This is a genomic window from Paralteromonas sediminis, assembly GCF_003820355.1.
Classification (GTDB): domain Bacteria; phylum Pseudomonadota; class Gammaproteobacteria; order Enterobacterales; family Alteromonadaceae; genus Alteromonas_F; species Alteromonas_F sediminis.
Window position 1 is genome coordinate 87914 of record NZ_RPOK01000003.1, and the last position, 23298, is coordinate 111211.

A 23298-nucleotide genomic window follows, 5' to 3' on the forward strand; every position below is an offset into this window, starting at 1 on the left:
AAAGCGCGTAAGTTTAACTCATTCCCACAACGAAGCCTATAGACAAACCAAACAGCGTTTTTTAACGCTGCCATTGTATTTATAATAGTAAACATCTATATTAATTACTTTAGTTAAAATAAATCCGATAAATGAACGCGTTAACCTTTCGCTTGTTGGAAGTATTTCAGCGCGTTGTCGATTTAGGGTCGATAACAGCCGCTTCCACTTCACTCTCACTGTCACAACCAACAGTTTCTTTGCAATTAAAAAAGCTCTCATCGCAAATAGGCATGCCATTGATTGAGCAGCATCAAGGCTCCATTATTATGACCGATGCAGGCCATGCGGTTTATCGTTGTGCTCAGGAGGTACTGACAGCGCATGCTCGGCTGAACAGTCAAATAGCAGCCTTGCAAGGCGTAGAGGTAGGAAGCTTAAAATTAGCCGTGGTAACTACGGCGAAATACGTTATACCGCCGCTGCTCAGTGAGTTTTGCCGTGCTCATCCTAATATTGAAATCAACTTTACGGTTGGCAACAGAGCTCAAATAATTCAGCGACTGACTGACAACAAAGACGACCTCTATATCTTTAGTCAGCCCCCAGAAGATGCAGAATTGGTGTGTTACCCCTTTGCTGAAAACAAACTACAGGTTGTTGCTCCCTGCAACTATTCAGGCCCAAATAATTGCCAACTCGCTGACCTGGCAGAAGAAAAGTTTTTACTAAGAGAGCCGGGTAGTGGCACACGGCGACTTGTTGACCAATACTGCCGACAAAACGGTGTCATCTTGAACAAAGTGATGATTGTTGAAAGTAACGAGGCTATTCGACTATCGGTTGCATCAGGTCTTGGTTTGGCAATCTTATCCCAGCACACCCTCGCGAATAGTCGCCAGGACGACTTAAAAACGTTAGATATAAAAGACTTTCCTCTGAAATCACACTGGCAGGTAGTAACGCATAAGCGCAGACCAATCAGTTTGGCTGCAAGTGCGTTTAGAGACAGCCTAATAGATGCATTTAACCAACCGGAAAAAATAACAAAATAATGCGCTTCTCAAGCCAAGAATATCATATGCTCTTTAACAAAAGTCTCGCTTTTTTCAACATTTAACGTGGCAATATCTTGATTTGAAAAACCGGCATTGCGCAATATCTGCGTAGCGACAACCTTAGCCTCACTGGTTTGCTCAGGGTCGCTCACCACACGGGCAGCTTTGAGAAGATAATCGTTCATACACACCCCCACTAGCAGTCAATACGACCTTAGTCGTAAGAACGGACCAATGGATCTAACGTATAAATCCTAAATGTTGGACATCATTAATAAAAAACCCCGAACAAGTCGGGGTTTAGACACTTACTGGCTGTACGAAAATCAGCTTCTTTGTCGCTTCATCGCGTCAAAGAATTCGTCGTTTGTTTTCGTCATAGACAATTTATTGATCAAAAACTCCATGGCATCAATTTCTGACATTTCATGAACAATTTTTCGCAATATCCACATTTTTTGCAGCTCTTCTTGTGAAGTCAGCAACTCTTCACGACGTGTACCAGAGCGGTTGAAATCAATCGCAGGGAAGACCCGTTTTTCAGCAATCTTGCGATTAAGGTGCAGCTCCATGTTACCTGTTCCCTTGAACTCTTCGTAGATAACTTCGTCCATTTTGGAACCGGTATCGATAAGTGCAGTTGCAATAATCGTTAAACTGCCGCCTTCTTCCACGTTACGTGCAGCGCCAAAGAAACGCTTAGGCTTGTGCAGTGCGTTTGCGTCAACACCACCAGTGAGTACCTTACCTGATGAAGGAATTACAGTGTTGTAGGCGCGCGCCAAACGGGTAATCGAATCTAGCAGTATGACAACGTCTTTTTTATGCTCAACCAGTCGTTTGGCCTTTTCGATAACCATTTCGGCTACTTGTACATGTCGGCTTGCTGGCTCATCAAAGGTTGACGCCACTACTTCACCACGCACCAAACGTTGCATTTCCGTCACTTCTTCCGGACGTTCGTCAATCAGGAGTACCATTAACTCACAGTCGGGGTGATTGGCCGCTATGGATTGTGCGATGTTTTGCAGCAATAGTGTTTTACCTGCTTTAGGCGGCGCAACAATCAGCCCACGCTGGCCATTACCTATCGGCGAAGCGAGGTCGAGTACCCGCGCCGTAATGTCTTCTGACGAGCCATTACCACGCTCCATTCTCAAACGAGAATTTGCATGTAGTGGCGTCAGGTTTTCAAAGAGGATCTTGTTGCGCGAATTCTCTGGCTTGTCAAAATTGACTTCGCGTATCTTCAAGAGAGCAAAATAACGCTCACTGTCTTTTGGTGGACGAATCTTGCCGGCAATCGTATCACCTGTTCGCAAGTTAAAACGTCGAATTTGGCTCGGTGACACATAGATATCATCAGGCCCAGCCAAATATGATGAGTCAGCTGAACGTAAGAAGCCAAAACCATCCTGTAATATTTCCAGTACGCCATCACCAAAAATATCCTCGCCACTTTTGGCATGTGATTTTAAAATTGAAAAGATGATGTCCTGTTTACGAGCACGGGCCATGTTTTCAAGGCCCATCTCCTCAGCCAACGCAACCAGTTCGCTGATCGGTTTATTCTTAAGTTCGGTTAAGTTCATATTGGTGGGTCTTTGTGCTTATATCTTAGCTGTCAGATTAGGTTAATTTTACTATTTTAGATTTGGCGCCGCTGAATCGAGCAGGCTGAATGAAAAAAGGCTCAGGTAAGAGTCTAAGGAAACGTTAGCACCATACTTTGACTACGTCCAGCATTTAATTAACAAAAAACCGGCGCCATAGGCGCCGGTCAATCATTAATGTGTTTCAAAACGAAGTAAGGCTTACAGGTTATCGTTCAAAAAGTCAGCTAGTTGTGACTTTGATAAAGCCCCCACCTTGGTGGCAGCAACATTACCGTCTTTAAACAAAAGCAATGTTGGAATGCCACGAATACCATATTTTGGTGGTGTTTCGTTATTTTCATCGACATTCAACTTGCCAACTGTTACTTTCCCATCATATTCGCCGGCGATTTCTTCCAAAATGGGAGCAATCATTTTACATGGGCCACACCATTCGGCCCAGAAGTCAACCAGCACAGGACCATCCGCATTGATAACATCTGCTTCAAACTTGTCATCAGATAACGTGATAATTTTGTCGCTCATTCTTTTCTCCGATAAAAAAGGTACTGTCGCTGATTTGTCTCAGCTCTACCATAAGTGTTATATAGAAACTGTTATTTAATGCAAGCACCGATAAGCAATAAGCTATGCAAACTACACACTTGACCGATACACACTTTACAGATTTACCGCTCAATAAACAGGTTATTGATGCGCTCGATGCAGCAAGTTTTCATCGCTGCACCCCTATTCAGGCAATGAGTTTACCTCCGTTATTAGAGGGTAATGACATTGCAGGCCAGGCGCAAACCGGGACGGGTAAAACGATGGCATTCCTTGTCGCCACGTTTCACCACCTTTTATCTAATCCCAATAAAAGCGGCGCAGGCCCCAGAGCCATTATTATGGCGCCTACCCGTGAACTCGCGGTCCAAATTTATAATGATGCTGCGCTTCTCAGCAAACACACATCGCTCTCCCTTGGATTGATATATGGGGGCGAAGGTTACCAAAGTCAACGTGAATCTTTGGAACAAGGCGTTGATATCATCATTGGTACCACAGGGCGCATCCTCGATTATTATAAACAGAACGTGTTTTCGCTGAAAAACATTCAGGTTGCCGTGCTTGATGAAGCAGATCGCATGTTTGACTTGGGCTTCATCAAAGATATTCGCTATATATTCCGCAGAATGCCACCTGCAGATCAACGCCTGAGCATGCTTTTTTCCGCAACGCTAAGTTTTCGCGTACAGGAGCTTGCCTATGAACACATGAATAACCCTACCCATGTACAAATAGAGCCTCAGCAAAAAACAGCTAGTCGAGTGAAAGAAGAGCTTTTCTATCCGTCAGATGAAGACAAGATGCCTTTACTGTTAACCCTAATGGAAGAAGAATGGCCTGAGCGTTCAATTGTCTTTGCCAACACGAAACACAGTTGTGAAAATGTAGAAGCTTGGCTAAAAGCTGACGGCCATAGGGTTGGCATGCTCAGTGGTGATGTTCCGCAAAAGAAGCGCCTATCTATACTCAATGGTTTTACCACCGGTGAACTGGATGTGCTGGTTGCCACAGATGTTGCGGCAAGAGGACTTCACATTGAAGCCGTCACACATGTGTTTAACTACGACTTACCTGACGATGCAGAAGACTATGTGCACCGAATTGGTAGAACAGGACGTGCGGGAAAAAGCGGGCATGCAATCAGTTTCGCTTGTGAAAAGTACGCACTTAACCTGCCCCAGATTGAGGCCTATATCGGGCATGCTATTCCCGTTACCGATTATGACTCAAGCGAATTGCTTGATGACATAAAAGCCCCCAAACCAGTCAACCGAAGACGTGGAACAAATCAGCGCCAGGGGCAACGCAGACCCAAACAAAGAAAACGCTGAAAATGGAAAATAAAGGGCAGTACTATGCTGCAGTTGACCTAGGCTCAAACAGCTTTCATATGGTTGTTGTACATGTGGTGAATGGCAATGTACAAATCGTTAATAAGATAAAACAGAAGGTGCGTTTGGCGGCTGGTTTAGATGCAGAGTCCAACCTTGATCAGGCAAGTATGGAAAGAGGCTGGCAGTGCCTAGAAACATTTTCAGAGCGCCTACAGGACATCCCTACATCAAACATAAGAATTGTTGCTACTGCTACCTTAAGACTGGCTAATAACGCAAACCAGTTTATAGAAAAAGCTGAGTCGATACTGGGTCATAAGCTGAATGTTATCAGTGGTGAAGAAGAGGCCCGCCAAATTTACTTAGGGGTAGCCTATACGTCTGCAAACCAAGGCAATATGTTAGTTGTTGATATCGGTGGCGCAAGTACCGAAGTGGTCATCGGCAATGATATGCACCCTATCCATCTTACAAGTTTAGACATGGGCTGCGTTACCTTTATGGATCGTTTCTTTTCTGACGGTGCGCTAACAAAGGAAAACTTTGCCAAGGCCAAGGCTTATGCGTCTGAGCTGATTTCCGATGTTGAAGATGCCTTTTTGTGTTTTGACTGGCATCACTGCCTTGGAGCCTCAGGCACTCCTCAGGCAATTACAGAAATACTGGTTGCCCGTGGTATCAGTGATGCAATCAGATTGGACTACTTGTATACACTGGAAAAAGAGTGTATCGAGGCAGGCCATATAGATAACTTGCGTTTAAATGGGCTGGCCGAAACCCGGCGAACCATCTTCCCAAGCGGCCTGGCTATTTTGATCAGCCTGTTTTCTTGCTTGCATATCCGCACCATGAATATTTCTGGCGGGGCGCTGCGCGAAGGGCTTATCTACGGCATGCTGGACAGTGTGACTGAGAACGATCGTCAACAACAAACGCTTAATATTACCATGAGCCGTTATCACATCGACAAATCGCATGCAGGCCTAGTTAAAAGCGTAGCTATTGATCTCTGTCGGAAGCTTTGCCAGCAATCTCAAGTCTGTCATTTAGACACTGAGGCCATTCTTGGTGCGGCTGCCGTTTTGCATGAAATTGGCTTACATATCGAATACAAAAAATATCATCAGCATGGCGCTTACATTCTTGACCACATTGATATGCCTGGTTTTAATCGCCTGCAGCGTATGGCAATAAGAGATTTGGTGCGCCAACACAGAACACCTATTGAGACGGAGGTTCTTACACCGTATCACGACGACATCAAACCGATGTTACAAGGTTTACTGCGGATATTAAGGCTTGCCGTGGTGTTGTGTATCAGACGTAACAACAACGAATTGCCGACGTTAGACCTGACCATTGAAGACACCCATTGGCAATTGTCATTCCCCCGAGGATGGCTCAAAAGCCATCCATTAATCCGGGCCGAGCTTATGAATGAAGTGTGGTTACAACACCGGGTAGGCTGGCAGCTGGAATTAAATGAAGCTTAACGGCTGCTGTGCAGTAGTTGTGCTGCTTCTTTAGCGAAATAGGTCAGAATGCCGTCTGCACCAGCTCGCTTAAAGGCTATTAGGGACTCCAACATCACGGCCTCTTTCTTCAACCAGCCGTTCGCAAAAGCGGCTTGATGCATGGCATATTCCCCACTTACCTGATAAGCGAATGTGGGCACACCAAATGTGTGCTTGCACCGATGCACAATATCCAGGTAAGGCATGCCAGGTTTAACCATCACCATATCAGCCCCTTCTTGAATATCCAATGCAATCTCTTTGATGGCTTCATCAGAATTGTGTGGTGCCATTTGATACGAGTTTTTGTCTCCGCCCTTTATGTTACCTGAAGAGCCTACTGCGTCCCTGAAAGGGCCGTAATAATGAGACGCATACTTGGCAGAATACGCCATAATATTGGTCAAACTATGCCCGGCCTGTTCAAGTGCTTGACGAATAGCACCAATACGGCCGTCCATCATATCAGAGGGCGCGACAACATCTGCCCCGGCTTCAGCATGAGATAACGCTTGCTTAATCAGTGCCTCAACCGTTGTGTCATTCATTACATAGCCATTTTCGTCGATAATGCCGTCCTGACCATGGGTAGTAAACGGGTCTAGCGCGACATCAGTGATAACCGCAATGGCATCCCCAAAAGTACTTTTGATAGCACGAACTGCCTGCTGAGCTAGGCCATCCGGATTGTAGGCTTCTTCGGCATGCAATGACTTAAGCGCACTGGGGGTGACAGGAAACAAAGCAATCGCGGGAATGCCAAGACGAATGCATTCTTCTATATCTTTTAGCAAAAGATCGATAGACAGTCTTTCAATACCTGGCATAGAAGTGACCTGTTCGACTTTGTTACTTCCTGGCAAAACAAACATAGGAAAAATCAAGTCATTGGCACTTAGCGCATACTCTTGGACTAACCGGCGCAATGCATCTGATTTTCTCAATCGGCGCGGTCGAGTAGTGGGAAATTGTCCGAACTGCATTTAACTCTCCATCGACATAATAACTTTGTTTCTGCCCTGCTCTTTGGCTTCATACAGCGCTTTATCGGCTTGCTTTAAGAGGGCTACCTCTCCACCATTTTCATCAACAATACCGCTCGAAACACCAGCACTCGCTGTGATACGAATACGCTTCTCATCAACCGTAAGTGGACTGTTTTCAATAGCCTCTCTTACTTGTTCAATCAATGCCAGTGCGCCCTCAGGTTCTGTATTGGGTAAAATGAAAGCAAACTCTTCGCCACCATAACGGCAAATATCATCGCTAGGTCGCTTTATAAACGATTTCGCAAGTTCCGCAATATGCATGATGCATTTATCACCCACATCATGCCCGTAGGTATCATTGATTGATTTGAAATGATCAATATCCAGCATTACCAACGTCAGTACAGTGCGCTCACGGCGACTTCGTCGGCCTTCTGCGAGCAAGCGCTTATCAAAATGACGACGGTTTTTGATACCTGTCAGTGGATCGATCGTGTTGAGTCGCTCAAGTTCTCTGTTGGCATCTGACAATTCACGCAGCGTAATCTCAAGCTCCAATGTACGTTCCTGTACTTTATATTCCAACTCATCTTTAGCTTCCTGCTCGGTACGGAGTAGTTTGTCTTTCGCTGCAGCGACTTCTTTTTCACGAGCCAGCGCGATATCTTTTGTTTGCACAAGTTCATCGCGCTGAAACCCGTAGCTCATTGCTAGCACAAAGGCCAAGAGTAAGGTTTCTGCAATGGCACCATACAGTAATAGCGTGCTACTTGAGACGGGCAAAGTAAACCAGTTCAGATTGTCGAATGTGACTACAAACGCACTAAGCATTAATACTGACCAGGCCAATGTATAGTAGCGCGCCAAAATAACGCCTTTTAATGAAAGCCAGAGACTTGCACCAAAGACCACTAACACAGCTAAAATAAGCAGCAGCAGAAAAGCCTGTATCAGATAAAAATACGGTAAAAACAAGCTAAAAAGGACACTAGCAAAAAACACCCAGCCCAATGCCTTTACCACAATAGCTATGTGTTTATTGTGCCGAGGCAACTCCAACAGCAAGTAGGTAAAGAACAACGCGAACATAATACTCGCGTTAGCAAAAACAGCCACAGCCCTCGACTGCAACCACGTTTGCTCCGGCCACAAGTACTCGAAACCGTACCCGTGAATAGCAGCAAGCGTGAGCGAAACAGAAACAACATACCCCGTATATATGATGAATGTGGCATTTCTGGTAGTGAGGAAAAAGAACAAGTTGGAAATCGCAATAGCGGCCAGTACACCAAACAAAAGACCCGCTGCAATATGCTCTTTTGAGGTGTATTCAATAAAAGTTTGCTCTTCCCATATTTGGAAGGGCAATTTAATACTTCCATTTGTGGCGACGCGAATCACCGCTGTAATTTCGCCATCAGCATTGGGGGGTATAGGCAAAAGAAACGATGCATGATTAATCGGTCTTTCGGCAAACGGCAAGCTGTCACCAAGACTGGTCCTGGAAAGCGGGTTCGGAGAACGCGGCCCACTAAAAAACCAAACATCAAGACTATCAAGCAAGGGATAAGGAATTTCGAGCAACTTGGTGCGCTCGCTGGTTAATGTCGTTGGCAATGTGAGCACGAACCAATGCGCGTATTGTGCCATCCCAAGATTGGTATTCGCCTCCCCGCGGCTAAACGCTGTCTTTGGAAGAGAGCGTACATCTTGTAATGTCATGGAGTTGCTTGTATCTGCCACATACAGTACCGACAAGGGCACATCTGCCTGACGTTTCCCACTCGTTGACATGAGCAGTAACAATGCGCATATACATATAATCAACACACAAGGTAATAATAACCATATGTGACGTTTGTCATGTTTACTGGCTTCGAATTGCATCAGTCCTTGGCAATCCTAAATAAAGTGATGGCGTTAGTGTAACTGAACTTTTCAATCTCGTAGAGAGGCTGGTCGACTAATTTTGCCAATTCCTCGGCAATGTGAGGAATAAGTGCGGGCATATTATTGCGTTTGCGCGGTCTGAACGTTTTGGGAAACAAATAAGGCGCATCAGTCTCTAATATCAGCCGATTTAGTGGTAGCACCTTCACCGCATCGCGCAATGCCTGACCTCGCGCTTCATCGCAAAGCCATCCGGTAACACCAATATACAAGCCTTTTTTCAAGTAGGCCTTCATCTGGTACGTGTCGCCCGTAAAACAATGTGCAATGCCATACATGTTCTCTTCGCCATACACACTTTCTATGCACCTGAGTTGCTGTTCATGTGCGTCTCTTTCATGAAGATAAAGCGGCATAGACTCAGCTTTTGCTATTTGCAGTTGCTGTTCAAATACATCAATTTGTTTGTCACGCGGTGAAAAGTCACGATTAAAATCTAAACCACATTCACCTACAGCAATGGCGCCCGGACAAGTCAGGCGTTCAGGCAACTCATCTAAGGTTCCCGTATCGACAACTTTAGCATTATGCGGGTGCACACCCAGCGTATAGACGATATGGCGTGGATACGTTTCGAATAAGGCTTTAGCGCTATCCCACTCGTTTGGATGGGTGCAAATAACACACATTTTTTCTACACCTGCCGCGACCGCAGACTCGATCACTTCGGCAGGGTCAAAGCGCGAATCCAATAAATTCACGCCAGCATCAAACCACGTCATCGCCGATTCCGTTTACCATTGCACTGCTGTTTCTCTGTTGTCATTATTCTGCAGCTTGTTCTGTCTCAGCAGTATCATTTCCTGCATAGAGCCCACCAATAATGACGCCAAGTTCAAATAAGATCCACATAGGTATGGCCAGCAGTATTTGGGATATCACATCGGGCGGAGTCAGCAGCATGCCCATCACAAATGCAGCTACAACAACATAAGGACGTTTTGCTCTCAAACTGTTCGCAGAAGTCATTCCGGTCCAACACATCAATACAATGGCCACCGGTATCTCAAATGACAAGCCAAACGCAAAGAATATCTTCAACACGAAATTCAGGTAGCTATTGATATCTGTGTTCATAATGACACCATCAGGCGCCACGCTACTGAAAAAAGCAAAGGCGAGCGGAAACACAATATAGTAAGCAAAAGCCACGCCCGCATAGAACAAAACCGTACTGGATAACAGCAAGGGGGCTATTAGTTTCTTTTCTTTTTTGTACAAGCCTGGCGCTATAAAACCCCACACCTGATACAGCACATAGGGAATAGCAACAAAAAAAGCTACAACTAAAGTAAGTTTAAACGGTGCAAAGAACGGTGACGCGACGTCGGTAGCTATCATGGTCGCATTTTCTGGGAGCGCATCAAGCAGCGGCGCCGCCAGCCATTGGTAAATATCTTGCGCAAAATAAGCTAAGCTTAGAAAAACTAAAGCAACGCACCCAATAGCTTTGAGCAAGCGGTTGCGAAGCTCAATCAAATGTGAAATGAGCGGTTGAGAGTCAGTCATCTTTTTTACTTTGATAGGGCTGTTGCACAGATTCAGCAGCGCGTTTCAGTTCTTCGACACTCTGTTCTAGTTCCGGAGACAAGTTTTTCAACCCTTGCTCCTCGGCCTTCTTTAGATTCTCATGGAGTTCGTGAATACGAAGTTGTTGTTCTACCTCACTCTTGAAACCGTGTGCGGTATTTTTAATTGATCTGACGGTGTTCAGCGTCGAGCGAATCGCGCCGGGTAACCTTTCTGGGCCCAGCACCAGAAGTGCCAGCACGCCAATCACCAACAGTTCCCAAAACCCTATATCAAACATGCGCTAGTCTTTTTCTACTGACTCTTTTTTACTTGTTGTCGTTGCGTCAGTGGCTTGTTCAGTCACTTTTTTAGGCTCTTCTTTAAAGTCAGCGTCTTCGTCATTCACCGCTTTTTTAAAACCTTTTAATGCTGAGCCCAAGTCGCTGCCGATACTTTTGAGGCGTTTAGTCCCAAACAACAAGACCACGATTAATAGAATTATTAATAAACTGGGAACACTGATACCCATATCTAACTCCACGAATTAAGTCGTTTTTTCCTACTGCTGATTAGTTTAACTGAATTGTGTTGAATTGATAGAAGCATATTTATTTTTACCTTGCTATTTAGTTGACCTAGGTAAATTAGCGGCCCATTCTTATATTCTGAGAAGTAGATCTGACTGGATGCAGTAAACATGGTAAGGCAATACGCTACTGGCATGCTAATTCTGACCCTTGCTGTCTCGCGGTTCTGCAACGCCGAGGAGGAAACGCCTCCTCCACCTCATGAATGGCTCGATAGGTGGCATGTTGAACTTAGCGATTCTATGGATACGTCGGCGCAGTGGCTGGACCGTTTTTTTGCCCTGGAAGGGAGCGAAGAATCAACATCTGCCAGGGCCAAAGGCAGAATACGCCTTGGGTGGTCTCCTCGCTCAAGAGATTTAAGTGACGTTTCTGTGAGGTTTCGTATCAATGTCACTTTGCCTGCCTTAAAAGACAGAGTCGATTTGATTCTTTCCGATAATGAAGAAGACCTCAATGAACAAGCCCTTGAAAGCAATCGCCCTGTTACCTTAAATGAGCAGGACTCAGCAAATCTTGCATTTCGTTTTCGAGCCAGTGAAGACGCCAAAATATCCTACCGGATAGGCGGTGGGCGCAGGGATCAGTTGTTTGTAAAAACGAGATACCGTGACAGTGTAAATTTTGACAATAGAAACCAGATTATCTACGACGCCGAAGTCTATTATTACACGCGAGACCAGTTGGGAGCAGAATTAGGTTTTACTTGGCAATTGCAAAACGTTGACAAGTCATTTTCTCGTGTCAGCAACAGATTTTACTACCGCGACATAAGCAAAGACTGGCGGTGGAGGCACGAATTCCACCACATAAAACAAACAGGTCCAAAATCTGCAACCATTTTGAGCCTTTTTACTGAGGGGCTGACCGAACCCAGCTACCAGGTTGAAGAGGTCTACACCAGCTTACGCTGGCGAACCAACCCTCTGAGGGAGTGGCTATATTTTGAAGTTGAGCCTTATTTGACGTGGCTGCGAGAAGAAGATTTTGACACCTCTTACGGTGTCGCCTTTCGGGTTGAAGTCTTCTATGGCGGATATACCACTTCACTCTAATTATGCGAAGGCAAAATATGCCATTCACTCGCCCTCTGCATTACCAATATCACGGTATTCAGTAAAACAAGAGCGAGTCATCAGAATGGCTTTTAAACCACAAAAACTAACTGACTCGGAGCGCTCGCTCCCCTCTAGCTAAACCACAAACACCAGTGCGGGAGGATTCGATGATTTCTGCACTCTGCTTCATCGTATCGGCAAAAGCATCAAGTTTTTCGGTCGTACCCGTGATTTCAATGGTGTAGTTTGATGCGTTGACGTCTACAATCCGCGCTCTAAAGATATCAACGTTGCGTTTCACCTCGGCGCGAATGGCGTCTGTGGGCGTTAGGACTTTAATCAGCATCAATTCGCGCTCGATGTGCGCGTTCTCTGTTAGATCTACCACACGCAATACGTCAATAAGCTTATTCACTTGTTTAGTAATTTGCTCAATGGCTTTGTCATCACCGTGCGTAATGATAGTTAAGCGAGACAAACTAGAGTCATCAGTCGGCGCTACACACAAGGAGTCAACGTTGTAGCCACGCTGCGAAAACAACCCGACAATACGTGACAATGAGCCTGGTGCGTTTTCCATTAATACCGATATTATTCTTTTCATTAGGTACGCTCCGTCTTGCTCAATCTCATATCATCCATGGCACCGTACTTAATTTGCATGGGATACACATGTTCATTTTGGTCTACCGCTATATCCATAAATACCAATCGATCTGTGTGCGAGAAGCATTCGCGCATTGCATCATCTAACTCATCAGGATGATTAACCCGAATTCCAACGTGTCCATAGGCTTCGGCCAGTTTCACGAAGTCAGGCATCGACTCCATATAGGAGTGGGAGTGACGACCTTTATAGATCATATCCTGCCACTGCCTAACCATGCCTAATGCGCGATTATTTAAAGAAATAACCTTAATTGGCAAGTTGTACTGCAAGCAGGTTGATAGCTCCTGAATATTCATTTGAATACTACCGTCACCAGTAACAACAGCGGAAATCGCATTCGGGTTGGCAAACTGCACGCCCATGGCTGCAGGAAGCCCAAACCCCATGGTGCCCAGCCCACCTGAGTTAATCCACTGACGAGGCTTAGCAAAAGGATAATACAAAGCCGCAAACATTTGGTGTTGTCCTACGTCTGAACTAACAAATGCCTTTCCGTCGGTATGCTTGTAGAGTGACTCTATCACTTCTTGCGGTTTAATTTGGTCCACGCCCTTGGCATAGTTCAGGCATTTTTTTGCACGCCATTGTTCTATCTGTTCCCACCATTCACTTAGTTTATGCTTTTGTTGCTGCTCGTCGATATCGCCTATGTGTGACTCGAGTTGATCCAGTACTTTGTCAACCGAGCCCACAACAGGAATATGGGCATTGACTGTCTTAGAAATTGACGTTGGGTCGATATCAACATGAATAATGGTCGCATTGGGACAAAATTTAGCCACATTATTTGTGACCCTATCGTCGAATCGGGCACCCAAAGCCAAAATGCAGTCAGAATTATGCATGGTTTTATTGGCTTCCAAGGTACCGTGCATCCCCAGCATCCCCAAGGATTGACAGTGTGTACCCGGAAAAGCACCTAACCCCATGAGTGTGCAGGTAACGGGCAAGTTTAACTTTTCTGCTAACCCGATCAAGCGACTGTCAGCTTCGGCGGTAATTGCGCCACCACCCACGTACATCACCGGACGTTTTGCGCTCAACAACACCTCAACTGCCTTTTTAATTTGCTTATTGTGCCCTTTTAAAGTGGGCTGATAAGAGCGCATTGTCACATCATCAGGAAATACATAGGGGTGCTCATCGGCGATGTTGACCAGATCTTTGGGTAAATCAACCACCACAGGCCCAGGGCGTCCCGTATTTGCTATGTAATATGCTTTTGCAATTGCTTGCGGAATGTCTGTTGCTTTCTTAACTAAAAAACTGTGCTTAACGATGGGTCGCGAGCACCCTACCATATCGGTTTCCTGAAAAGCATCTTCTCCAATGTGCATTGACGGTACCTGACCCGATAAAATAACCATTGGTATCGAGTCCATATAAGCAGTAGCAATGCCCGTAATAGTGTTAGTTGCTCCTGGCCCAGAGGTTACCAGCACTGTCCCCGTTTTACCCGTAGATCGTGCGTAACCGTCCGCCATATGAGCAGCGGCTTGTTCGTGACGGACCAGTACGTGCTTGACCTGATCTTGTGCAAATAGCGCATCATAAATATCAAGTACTGCACCACCTGGGTAGCCAAATACAAGCTCAACACCTACATCTTTCAGCGCTTCCACAACCATGGCCGCGCCCGACATCATTTTCACTGCTTTTCTCCTCATATTGACAGGAATAGGTAATTTGATGTGACTATAACGAAGTGATTAGGAAGATAAAACAGCAAAATGGCAAATAGTGAGATATTTATCCCATATAAGCGAAAATTTAGGACAGATATCTCGATCCAATTAAAAAAGAGATTAAAAGTAGGATAATGTTAACATTGCGTTAACATTAGTCCTCACTGATTGTTAACGTGAGGTCACTATTGTCACTTATTTCATCGTCATCGTCTTCATCAACAGTCACACGCGTCCTGCCGTAAATGCTTGCAGCTTTTGGGCGATTAATCCGCTTTTGGTACTTCAACCATGCACGCTCAGCGATGTTTTCTGGCTCTTTATCACCATGTGCGACTGCCAGATAGTTAAAATCTTCATCCATTTCAGGTGTCAGCTTTCCATCAACCAACGCAGCAATTAACGATCCATACTGAGACAATGCTCTGCTTTCATTAATTGAAAAGTCACCGGAGCGCGCAAATCCATATGGGTAATTTTTGGGGTCAGCAAAAACGCGCTTAATGAGTTGTTCACGTGTTAGTGTTGCCATCGCTTTCTACCTCGCATTGGTTTCACTTTTATTTAGATAACAGTGGCGAAAGTGTCAAATAAAATTTTCATGACAATGCGCAATAGAGTGTCGTGGTCAATAAACAACAATGATGTAGGCCGCGGAAAAGACCATAAAACTTATATATTGGCGAAAAGATATTGCTCGTCTTTTTCTGAGAATTGCCTGTTATCACTGCGACTTCCAAGTTCTCAATGACATAAATGCAAGACACTCAATTTTGGCAAAACACATTATTTTTTATTGACTTGATATAGCGCCATACAGCACCAACTAAAAAGCAATTCGCAAGTTAAAATTGCGTGTATGAGTTCTCAGGGTAACGCTCGTAAAAAACTGGCATATATTTTTAGAATTCAAAAAGTACTTTGGGCTTAACTGGTATGACCAGAAAAAGTATTGAGATTCTTAACTAGAGGGAAACGAGACTCGCAACTTGCGGTCACCGATCGCGTACCCCTTGGGGTCATGCTTGATGTTTATTTTCTTACATAGCTGTGAAAATTTGGAGCGGGAAACGAGACTCGCAACTTGCGGTCACCGATCGCGTACCCCTTGGGGTCATGCTTGATGTTTATTTTCTTACATAGCTGTGAAAATTTGGAGCGGGAAACGAGACTCGCAACTTGCGGTCACCGATCGCGTACCCCTTGGGGTCATGCTTGATGTTTATTTTCTTACATAGCTGTGAAAATTTGGAGCGGGAAACGAGACTCGNGTGTGAAAATTTGGAGCGGGAAACGAGACTCGAACTCGCGACCCCAACCTTGGCAAGGTTGTGCTCTACCAACTGAGCTATTCCCGCGTTAACTGCTTTCGCAATTTGGACACTTCGTTTGAAGTGGGGCGCATTTTACAAAAAAACTGACGGCGTGCAAGCCCTATTTTTGTTTTTTTGTTTGTTTGCTTAAATCTTAAACACTTTTTCTCTGTAATAACGCAGTTCTTCAATTGACTCGCGAATATCGTCTAACGCCAAATGAACGCCTTTCTTTTTAAATCCAGTGGCGATTTCAGGTTGCCAACGACGAGCTAATTCTTTAATCGTACTAACATCAATACTTCGATAATGGAAATACGCTTCCAATACTGGCATGTACTTAACCATGAAACGTCTGTCTTGCCCAATGGTATTGCCACATAGCGGTGACTTTCCCTGATCAACATAGGTACTTAAAAAGTCGATAGTCATTTTTTCTGCGTCAGCCTCACTCACGCGACTTTCTTTGCAGCGCTGAGTTAAACCACTTTCACCATGTGTTTTGGTACACCATTCATCCATCCCGTTGAGTATGTCATCGGGTTGATGCACCGCAATAACCGGCCCTTCTGCCAACACATTTAATTGTGGATCAGTGACTATGGTTGCAATCTCTAATACTACACAGGTTTCTGGGTCTAGCCCTGTCATCTCCATATCTATCCAAACAAGGTTTAAATCATTTTTCATGAGAACGTCCTCTGGCAACCATTTCCGGGTAAGCGTATCATAGCTATTTTAATAATCGAGTATGAACATTGTCAGTGTATCTTTAACACTGTCGATTGAGTAAACGCAACAAGAAAGGTAATCGTGGCCAAAAAACCTAAGCTTACCAGACAGCAAAAACGCCGAGTTGCCAGCAACAGACAACGGCGTTTGGATGCTGCTAAGGCAGACATCGACCTTATATCCACACAGGCAGGACGCGTTGTGGGGCGTTTTGGCAAGCAGGCCGATGTTGAAATCCAAGGCGAACTTGTGCGCTGTCACATCCGCAGAACCATCGATTCGGTAGTATGCGGTGATGAAGTACTGGTGTCACAAGGCGGCGACAGTGATGACAAAGTCAGTGGAATAATTGAGCTTGTTAAAGACAGACGTAACTTGTTGTCCAGGCCAGATTATTATGATGGCGTAAAGCCGGTCGCAGCCAATATTGATTACATCGTTGTAGTCAGTGCGGTATTGCCGGAGTTCTCAACACATATCATTGATCGCTATCTGGTAGCCTGCGAAGATATCGGTATTGCGCCATTGTTGGTAGGCAATAAAATTGAATTGGCTGATCCCAATCAAGTTAAGCAGATCGAGTCAGCGATGCACGTATATCAATCGCTGGGTTACGAAACCTTGCTTACAAGCTGTAAAGACCAACAGGGCATTCCTGATTTGTCCAACAAACTGAAAGACAAGACCAGCATATTCGTAGGGCAATCCGGTGTTGGTAAATCCAGTTTAATTAATCAAATTTTGCCCAATGCCAACGAACTGGTTGGTGATATATCGGAAAACTCGGGGCTAGGACAACACACTACAACAGCAGCCAAACTGTTACATTTACCCGGTGGTGGCGACCTTATAGACAGTCCTGGTGTGCGTGAGTTTGGCCTGTGGCATTTACCAGCAGAACGCGTTACCAACGGGTTTATTGAGTTTAAAGCCTATTTAGGTGGCTGCAAATTTAGAGACTGCAAGCACAAAAGTGATCCAGGATGCCTCATTACCGATGCTGTCGAGCGCGGCAAGATAGCCCGGTCGCGCTATGAGAGCTACCATAGAATCCTTGATACAATGGAAGAACAAAAGCCGTCGTTTATTTAAACCCGCGTTCAAACAAAGTTATTATTCATAACCTTTTCATTGCGACCATCTCAACGATCTCATGTACACTACACCTGATTTTATTACGGAGTTAAATTGTGCTTAATTGGTTTAAAGTTAACCTTCAGTATGTTTTGCCTAAACATCTGATATCCCGACTTGTCGGCAAGTTGGCTGCGGCAGAAGCTGGTAGTGTAACAACCACATTAATTAGACTATTTATCAAACAGTTCAATGTGAATATGCAAGAGGCCAAATTTGAGCAGCCTGAAGAGTATAGAAGCTTCAATGAGTTCTTCACGCGGCCTTTGAAAGATGGGCTTCGTCCAATTGTTGAAGGGACCGACGAATTGTGTCACGCCGTGGACGGTGCGGTTAGTCAGCTCGGCCCAATCAAGGGCGACCAGATTTTTCAGGCCAAGGGGCATGAATATTCATTAACGAGTTTGTTAGGCGGAAAACCTGATATTGCAGCGCCTTTTCAAGGCGGCGACTTTGCCACCATTTATCTGTCTCCAAGAGATTATCACAGGATCCATATGCCCGTTGATGGCGTGCTGACCGATATGATTTATGTTCCCGGAGAACTTTTTTCGGTGAATCCGTTAACGGCCGAGAATGTACCTGGATTATTTGCACGTAATGAGCGGCTTGTTACTCTCTTTGATACGCCTGCAGGTAAGATGGCATTAGTATTGGTGGGCGCTACCATAGTAGCGAGTATTGAAACGGTATGGGCGGGCAACGTAACACCACCAACGGGAAAGAATGTTGTTCACTGGCAATATCCCACTAACGGAGATAATGTTATTGCATTGAAGAAAGGCGAAGAAATGGGCCGCTTCAAGCTTGGTTCTACCATAGTGGTATGTTTTGAACCTGACGCCGTCACCCTGGAAGCCATGCAAAGCGGTGACCCAACCAAACTGGGCACTTTGTTTGGCAAGATAATACGTTAGACGCCTCAGTCAATGGACCCTGTTAAGCGCAGTTTAGTCTCACTGCATCTCACTGTTGTACTGCTGGGTGGTACTGCGCTCTTTTCTCAAATCATCAGTCTCCCAGCCACAGATATTACCTTAGGCAGGTCAATATTTGCCTTTGTTGTACTCACGTTGCTCGTGTATAGCAAACGGGGCAGTCTGGTGCTAACAAATATCCGAGATTATGTGATGGCGTGCTTTTTAGGCGCATTGATGGCTGTGCACTGGGTAACCTATTTTGCTGCAATGCAATATGCTGGTGTTTCTGTCGGTATTATTGCTCTTTTTACTTTTCCTGTGATTACTGTGTTTATGGAGCCTTTCATTGAAAAAGGCACCATTCACTGGCAGGACATACTCAGTGCACTCGTAGTATTACTAGGTATTGCTCTTATCGTCCCAGCGCCTGACCTCAGTAATGACATAACAATGGGTGTGTTGGTAGGTGTTTTTTCTGCGTTTTTGTATTCACTGCGCAACCTCATTCACCGCAAGCATTTTAGCCAGTATAGCGGTGCAAAAGCCATGGCGTGGCAAACCGCTGTAATTTGTATACTCCTATTGCCTTTCGGTTTTAATGGATTGCGTGTAGCCGACATAGACGACTGGTTATGGCTATTGCTTTTAGGCACAGTATTTACCGCATTACCGCATGCATTAATTGCGCAGTCTCTCAAGCATTTACGCGCTAAAACATTTTCGTTGGTGGCCTCGATGCAACCTATATACGGTGTTGCACTCTCGATCATCATTTTGAATGAATCCCCCAACTGGCAAACGCTATTGGGCGGAATTCTGGTGACCAGCGCATCTATCTATGAGACAGTAGTGACACACAAGTCAAGCAAGGTCTAGCATTGACACAATGTTGATTATCGGACATAGAGGCGCGAGTGGATACGCGCCAGAAAACACGGTAGAAGCCTTCAAACTTGCATTAATACAAAAAGCTCACGGTATTGAATGTGACGTATTTCAAATCGAAGGTACGTCCAGTGTCATTATTCATGACTTTCACCTTGACAGAACAACAAATGGAAAGGGTTTTGTGCCCGATTGCACCTTAACAGACATTCGCCGATTGAATGCGGGCAATGGCAATAAAGTCCCTGTTTTGTCTGAATTGTTTGAATGCCTGAATGAGACTACCTGGTGTAATTTAGAACTGAAATATATCGAGGACATTCACGCTTGGGTTGATGAGATAAAAAGGCTACTGGCGGCTTATCCTTATATTGTGAACAAGTTGGTCATCTCTTCATTTAACCATCCTTGGTTAAGAGAAATCGCGAATCAAATGCCCACAGTAAAAATCGCTTACCTCATCGCGCATTACCCTCTGCATATAGTAAAAACAATCAAAGAATTTGATGCCTTTGCAGTAAATGTGGATATCAACATCATCAATCAAAAACTGGTTGATGTAATTCACAGTAATAATCAGCAGGTTTGGGTATTCACTGTGAATAAGTTAGAGGATATGAAAAGGTGCCGGGCAATGGGTGTGGACGGAATATTTACCAATTACCCTGACATAGCACTGGACTGTATTTAGTAACTGGCACTCTCTGCTGCGGTTGCAGTGTCTACTGTGGCTTTTTTACTGCATCCTTTACAACGCCTAATTAACCGCATGTTTAGTGTGTGCCCCGCAATAATAAGCACAGCACCAATCAACACCAGCACGGGCTCAAGGTCGTGACCTAAGCTGTCTTTAAACCAGTACGTTAATCCGCCCGCTGCGAGTAAATAAATGGGCTTTTTACGACCATGATGCCTAAGGATACCGATTCCCATAGCGATGCCACCTAAACATAAAGAGGCAAGTAAGATAGCCCTCTCAAACCAGTGCTGCGCAAAGAAGGTGCTCGCGACCGCCGGCAGAACAGCGATAGTTACAGGCAAGACTAGACAATGCACGGCGCATAGGCTGGAAATCCAGATGCCGCATTTGTCGAGAAACGTAGACTGTATTTTGGCTTCGTGCATATGTTATAAGGTTACATTTTAAGGGAACGTGATAATATAGCATAATGCACAAAGAAGATAGTGTTAACGTGTATAAAAACTATTCTGAAGGCGCTGCTACTAACTCTGTACTTTTATAGCTTTTGCGTTCTCGAGGGAACCTTGAATCAAAGTAGTCAGACACATGCTGTAATGTGACGCCTTGACGTTCTATATCGTTGAGGGCATGTGAGAGATAGCGAAGACTGGACGGATAAGGATGTGCGATACCTATCGCCCGGCCATACTTTTTAGCAATGCGTATCAATCGGTGGACCTGTTGCTCGTAAAAGGCTTCAGTTTGAATATGGTCGATAAAAATATGACGCTTATCAGTTGCCAAACCGATGTCACGTGCGGTTTCAAAAGCAACAGAGTGGGGTGATGTTCGACTGTCTAAAAAAAACAAAGACCTCGATTTTAGCGCACTCATCAAGGTTCGCATGGGCGCGTATTGCTCAGTAAGTGCGCTTCCCATATGGTTATTGACCCCGATGACATGGGGAACACTGTCTAACGCGTCAATAAGCACCTGTTCAATATCCTGATCGTACATACCTACTTTGAGCGCCGCTGGCCCCAATGCTCTTTTGCGTTGGGAAGACATGGGTAAGTGCAACATGACATCTCGCCCTTGCGCATTTGCCCTATTGGCATACTCATTGGCGTAAGGTGTTTGAGGTAAAATTGAAAAGGCCACCTCTACAGGCAAATCAAATGCAGCAGCGTCGGATTTTTTATAACCAACATCATCGAGCACAATAATGATTTTGGGGAGCGAGTTTACTTTTGAACGATGTGTTTTGTCGGCTGCTTGTACACCAAAAGCTACAACCACCATACAAACAAAAACCTGACAACATAGCCGCACAGCTTTCAATGCAATACCTTTCCTTTTTTCTTTGTTACTGTATCAGGTATTGTGCAAATACCCAACGATAATTCGGTTCAAACTCAATGATAAATGAAGCGCTTTGTTCTTATATTTTGCAGGCTAAACAACGTTTCGACGAAGCGCCTGTTTCGCCGTTGAAAACGCCTTGCGTTAAATCTTACAGACTCTCGCAGGAATGGAAAAATGAAGTTTGGCTAAAACTAGAAAATCAACAGTATACGGGTTCATTCAAATTTCGTGGTGCGTTAAATAAGATACTCAGTCTTACTCATGAGCAAAAAAGACGAGGCGTGATTACTGCCAGTTCAGGTAATCATGGATTTGGTTGTGCTTATGCCGCAGCATCATTGGATATACCGCTAACCGTGTGCGTGCCAGACAATGCTGCCAAGGTTAAATGTGACAATATCAGCCGCTTGGGTGCACAATTAATTAAAGTCAACGGCGATTGTCTTGTCGCTGAGCAATACGCGCAAAGGCTCGCTAGCCAAGAGAAAAAAACCTATATCTCTCCCTATAACGACTGGGCCGTAATGGCAGGACAAGGTACCATAGGTATTGAGCTACTGGATACAAAAGTCCCTTTCGACGCTGTTTTTATCGCCGTTGGCGGAGGCGGGTTAATTGGTGGGATTGGCACCATCATCAAATCGGTTTCACCTCACACAGATATTATTGGCTGCTGGCCTCAGCATTCTACTGCCATGGCGTCGAGTCTAGACGCAGGTCAGGTTATCGAGGTTGAAGAACAACCCACCCTTTCAGATGGCACTGCAGGCGGCATAGAAGCCAACACAATTACCTTTGATATTTGTCAGTCTGTGATTGATAAAAAGGTCTTGGTAGAGGAGCAGCTAATAGCCAGTACCATAAAAAGTACATTAGCATTGGATAATACTATTATTGAAGGTGCTGCAGCCGTAGCTATTGCAGGTGCATATAAATTGAGGGAACAGTATCAAGGGAAACGCATCGCAATTGTTGTGTGCGGGAAAAATATCAGTTTTGACACGTTAAAGTCGATCATCAATACGCCGGATTGACCTACGTCAAGCTCCTTTCCGAGAATAAGCGTATGCTAAAAACCTCAATGAAGATTGGAGCATGGCTATGTTTATGAATGAAGGTGTGGTAGACCGAATCGCAAGAACTGTACTTGGGCTCGTGTTGTTAAGCCTTGTATTTTGGGGGCCAACATCACCGTTGGGTTATATTGGTATTGTGCCTCTTCTTACTGGCATTGTTGGTTTTTGTCCGATATATCGTCTCTTTGGTATCTCAACACAATCATCATGACTGTTACTAACACCAACGGCGCACTCGCAAGGTGTAATCTATGTATACCTGACCGAATTGTCCTGTGAGAGCTTTTTCCTCTGGGACAATTTGAAAACGGTTCATGTAAACCACAAACAATAAGGGCCAGATAAGTGCCATGAGTACGCCTGCTTTAATACAGTAAGCAGTGAGTACAAGGAGCATCCCAAGATACATGGGGTTGCGGGTATACTGGAAAATGCCAGTGGTGACTAATGCACTGGCTTTATCTATTGCGACCGGGTTAACCGTCGTGTTCGCACGTTTAAAACTTATTACACCAGCCACCGCGACCAAGATGCCAGCGATGAGCAGTAACACACTTACCCCCCGCTGCCATTCGCCAATCCAAATGTAATCTGAATAGACCTGTTTAGTGAAAAAAGCACCTAGACCAGCAATCAATAAAACCAATACGGGGGGAATACGACATTCAAGAAATTGCATGATGTTGTTAC

General features: G+C 44.8%; 26 protein-coding genes and 1 tRNA gene. 10 read left to right on the plus strand and 17 right to left on the minus strand.

All coding sequences use genetic code 11. The features are described from left to right. Positions 1-131: 131 nt before the first annotated feature. Positions 132-1034 carry a LysR family transcriptional regulator gene (locus tag DRW07_RS09490; protein ID WP_124027679.1) on the plus strand — a complete coding sequence of 301 codons (903 nt, stop codon included), beginning with the start codon at positions 132-134 and terminating at the stop codon, positions 1032-1034. Between the two features lie 8 nt (positions 1035-1042). On the opposite strand, the gene DRW07_RS09495 is transcribed toward DRW07_RS09490, so the two are convergent. The 3 genes from DRW07_RS09495 to trxA all read right to left on the minus strand — a co-directional run bounded on the left by DRW07_RS09495 (position 1043) and on the right by trxA (position 3178). Next, the gene (locus DRW07_RS09495; RefSeq protein WP_124027680.1) at positions 1043-1222 is read right to left on the minus strand and encodes a hypothetical protein; all 180 of its coding nucleotides are present in this window, start codon (positions 1220-1222) and stop codon (positions 1043-1045) included. A 141-nt stretch (positions 1223-1363) separates the two neighbouring features. Next, positions 1364-2629, minus strand: a complete 1266-nt coding sequence (gene rho / locus DRW07_RS09500) for a transcription termination factor Rho (RefSeq protein WP_124027681.1) — start codon at positions 2627-2629, stop codon at positions 1364-1366. Positions 2630-2851: 222 nt separating this feature from the next. Further along, entirely contained in the window at positions 2852-3178 is a 327-nt protein-coding gene (trxA, locus tag DRW07_RS09505) for a thioredoxin TrxA (RefSeq protein WP_124027682.1), read from the minus strand. A gap of 104 nt (positions 3179-3282) precedes the next feature. Between trxA and rhlB the strand changes: the two genes are divergently transcribed. Next, the gene (rhlB, locus tag DRW07_RS09510; RefSeq protein WP_124027683.1) at positions 3283-4533 is read left to right on the plus strand and encodes an ATP-dependent RNA helicase RhlB; all 1251 of its coding nucleotides are present in this window, start codon (positions 3283-3285) and stop codon (positions 4531-4533) included. 2 nt (positions 4534-4535) lie between these two features. Then, positions 4536-6029, plus strand: a complete 1494-nt coding sequence (locus tag DRW07_RS09515) for a Ppx/GppA phosphatase family protein (protein WP_124027684.1) — start codon at positions 4536-4538, stop codon at positions 6027-6029. Here DRW07_RS09515 and hemB read toward each other — a convergent pair. Genes hemB through tatA form a run of 6 tightly spaced genes read right to left on the minus strand, consistent with a single transcriptional unit; the run spans position 6026 to position 11030 of the window. Then, positions 6026-7033 carry a porphobilinogen synthase gene (gene hemB, locus DRW07_RS09520; RefSeq protein WP_124027685.1) on the minus strand — a complete coding sequence of 336 codons (1008 nt, stop codon included), beginning with the start codon at positions 7031-7033 and terminating at the stop codon, positions 6026-6028. The two genes, DRW07_RS09515 and hemB, sit on opposite strands and share 4 nt — an antisense overlap. Next, the gene (locus DRW07_RS09525; protein WP_124027686.1) at positions 7034-8926 is read right to left on the minus strand and encodes a sensor domain-containing diguanylate cyclase; all 1893 of its coding nucleotides are present in this window, start codon (positions 8924-8926) and stop codon (positions 7034-7036) included. It lies immediately after the preceding gene. After that, positions 8926-9711 (minus strand): TatD family hydrolase, encoded by a 786-nt coding sequence (locus DRW07_RS09530; RefSeq protein ID WP_124027687.1) that lies wholly within the window; start codon positions 9709-9711, stop codon positions 8926-8928. Before DRW07_RS09530 ends, DRW07_RS09525 begins: the two co-directional genes overlap by 1 nt. A 43-nt stretch (positions 9712-9754) precedes the next feature. Continuing rightward, positions 9755-10498 carry a twin-arginine translocase subunit TatC gene (gene tatC, locus DRW07_RS09535; RefSeq protein ID WP_124027688.1) on the minus strand — a complete coding sequence of 248 codons (744 nt, stop codon included), beginning with the start codon at positions 10496-10498 and terminating at the stop codon, positions 9755-9757. After that, positions 10491-10799, minus strand: coding sequence for a Sec-independent protein translocase protein TatB (tatB, locus tag DRW07_RS09540; protein ID WP_124027689.1), 309 nt, complete (start codon positions 10797-10799; stop codon positions 10491-10493). Before tatB ends, tatC begins: the two co-directional genes overlap by 8 nt. Before the next feature lie 3 nt (positions 10800-10802). Further along, positions 10803-11030, minus strand: a complete 228-nt coding sequence (tatA, locus tag DRW07_RS09545) for a twin-arginine translocase TatA/TatE family subunit (protein ID WP_124027690.1) — start codon at positions 11028-11030, stop codon at positions 10803-10805. A 168-nt stretch (positions 11031-11198) separates the two neighbouring features. Here tatA and DRW07_RS09550 point away from each other — a divergent pair, with 168 nt between their 5' ends. Continuing rightward, positions 11199-12143: a hypothetical protein gene (locus DRW07_RS09550; protein WP_124027691.1), complete on the plus strand. Its 945-nt coding sequence runs from the start codon at positions 11199-11201 to the stop codon at positions 12141-12143. Positions 12144-12249: 106 nt separating this feature from the next. Here the strand turns inward: DRW07_RS09550 and ilvN are convergent, their stop codons facing one another. The 5 genes from ilvN to orn form a co-directional block, all read right to left on the minus strand. Continuing rightward, on the minus strand, positions 12250-12750 hold the full coding sequence (ilvN, locus tag DRW07_RS09555; protein ID WP_124027692.1) for an acetolactate synthase small subunit: 501 nt from the start codon (positions 12748-12750) through the stop codon (positions 12250-12252). Beyond that, entirely contained in the window at positions 12750-14468 is a 1719-nt protein-coding gene (locus DRW07_RS09560) for an acetolactate synthase 3 large subunit (RefSeq protein ID WP_124027693.1), read from the minus strand. Before DRW07_RS09560 ends, ilvN begins: the two co-directional genes overlap by 1 nt. 187 nt (positions 14469-14655) lie before the next feature. Next, a complete protein-coding gene (locus DRW07_RS09565; protein WP_124027694.1) occupies positions 14656-15033 on the minus strand; it encodes a MaoP family protein in 378 nt (125 codons plus the stop codon). A gap of 750 nt (positions 15034-15783) precedes the next feature. After that, positions 15784-15859, minus strand: a tRNA-Gly gene (locus tag DRW07_RS09570). Positions 15860-15961: 102 nt separating this feature from the next. After that, positions 15962-16504 (minus strand): oligoribonuclease, encoded by a 543-nt coding sequence (gene orn / locus DRW07_RS09575; RefSeq protein ID WP_124027695.1) that lies wholly within the window; start codon positions 16502-16504, stop codon positions 15962-15964. Between the two features lie 123 nt (positions 16505-16627). Between orn and rsgA the strand changes: the two genes are divergently transcribed. The 4 genes from rsgA to DRW07_RS09595 all read left to right on the plus strand — a co-directional run bounded on the left by rsgA (position 16628) and on the right by DRW07_RS09595 (position 20176). After that, on the plus strand, positions 16628-17638 hold the full coding sequence (rsgA, locus tag DRW07_RS09580; RefSeq protein ID WP_124027696.1) for a small ribosomal subunit biogenesis GTPase RsgA: 1011 nt from the start codon (positions 16628-16630) through the stop codon (positions 17636-17638). 98 nt (positions 17639-17736) lie between these two features. After that, the gene (gene asd, locus DRW07_RS09585; RefSeq protein ID WP_124027697.1) at positions 17737-18597 is read left to right on the plus strand and encodes an archaetidylserine decarboxylase; all 861 of its coding nucleotides are present in this window, start codon (positions 17737-17739) and stop codon (positions 18595-18597) included. Positions 18598-18609: 12 nt separating this feature from the next. Further along, positions 18610-19476 carry a DMT family transporter gene (locus DRW07_RS09590; protein ID WP_124027698.1) on the plus strand — a complete coding sequence of 289 codons (867 nt, stop codon included), beginning with the start codon at positions 18610-18612 and terminating at the stop codon, positions 19474-19476. 10 nt (positions 19477-19486) lie between these two features. Next, the gene (locus tag DRW07_RS09595) at positions 19487-20176 is read left to right on the plus strand and encodes a glycerophosphodiester phosphodiesterase (protein ID WP_124027699.1); all 690 of its coding nucleotides are present in this window, start codon (positions 19487-19489) and stop codon (positions 20174-20176) included. Here the strand turns inward: DRW07_RS09595 and DRW07_RS09600 are convergent. Together DRW07_RS09600 and DRW07_RS09605 are read right to left on the minus strand one after the other, a co-directional pair. Continuing rightward, positions 20173-20610, minus strand: coding sequence for a MerC domain-containing protein (locus DRW07_RS09600; protein ID WP_124027700.1), 438 nt, complete (start codon positions 20608-20610; stop codon positions 20173-20175). The genes DRW07_RS09595 and DRW07_RS09600 overlap by 4 nt on opposite strands. Positions 20611-20689: 79 nt before the next feature. Further along, the gene (locus DRW07_RS09605; protein ID WP_124027701.1) at positions 20690-21469 is read right to left on the minus strand and encodes a divergent polysaccharide deacetylase family protein; all 780 of its coding nucleotides are present in this window, start codon (positions 21467-21469) and stop codon (positions 20690-20692) included. Positions 21470-21585: 116 nt separating this feature from the next. Here DRW07_RS09605 and DRW07_RS09610 point away from each other — a divergent pair, with 116 nt between their 5' ends. Both DRW07_RS09610 and DRW07_RS09615 read left to right on the plus strand, forming a co-directional pair. Next, the gene (locus DRW07_RS09610; RefSeq protein WP_124027702.1) at positions 21586-22566 is read left to right on the plus strand and encodes a threonine/serine dehydratase; all 981 of its coding nucleotides are present in this window, start codon (positions 21586-21588) and stop codon (positions 22564-22566) included. 67 nt (positions 22567-22633) lie between these two features. Continuing rightward, positions 22634-22819: a YgaP family membrane protein gene (locus DRW07_RS09615; protein WP_124027703.1), complete on the plus strand. Its 186-nt coding sequence runs from the start codon at positions 22634-22636 to the stop codon at positions 22817-22819. A 6-nt stretch (positions 22820-22825) separates the two neighbouring features. Here the strand turns inward: DRW07_RS09615 and DRW07_RS09620 are convergent, their stop codons facing one another. After that, positions 22826-23287 (minus strand): methyltransferase family protein, encoded by a 462-nt coding sequence (locus DRW07_RS09620; RefSeq protein ID WP_124027704.1) that lies wholly within the window; start codon positions 23285-23287, stop codon positions 22826-22828. Between the last annotated feature and the right edge of the window lie 11 nt (positions 23288-23298).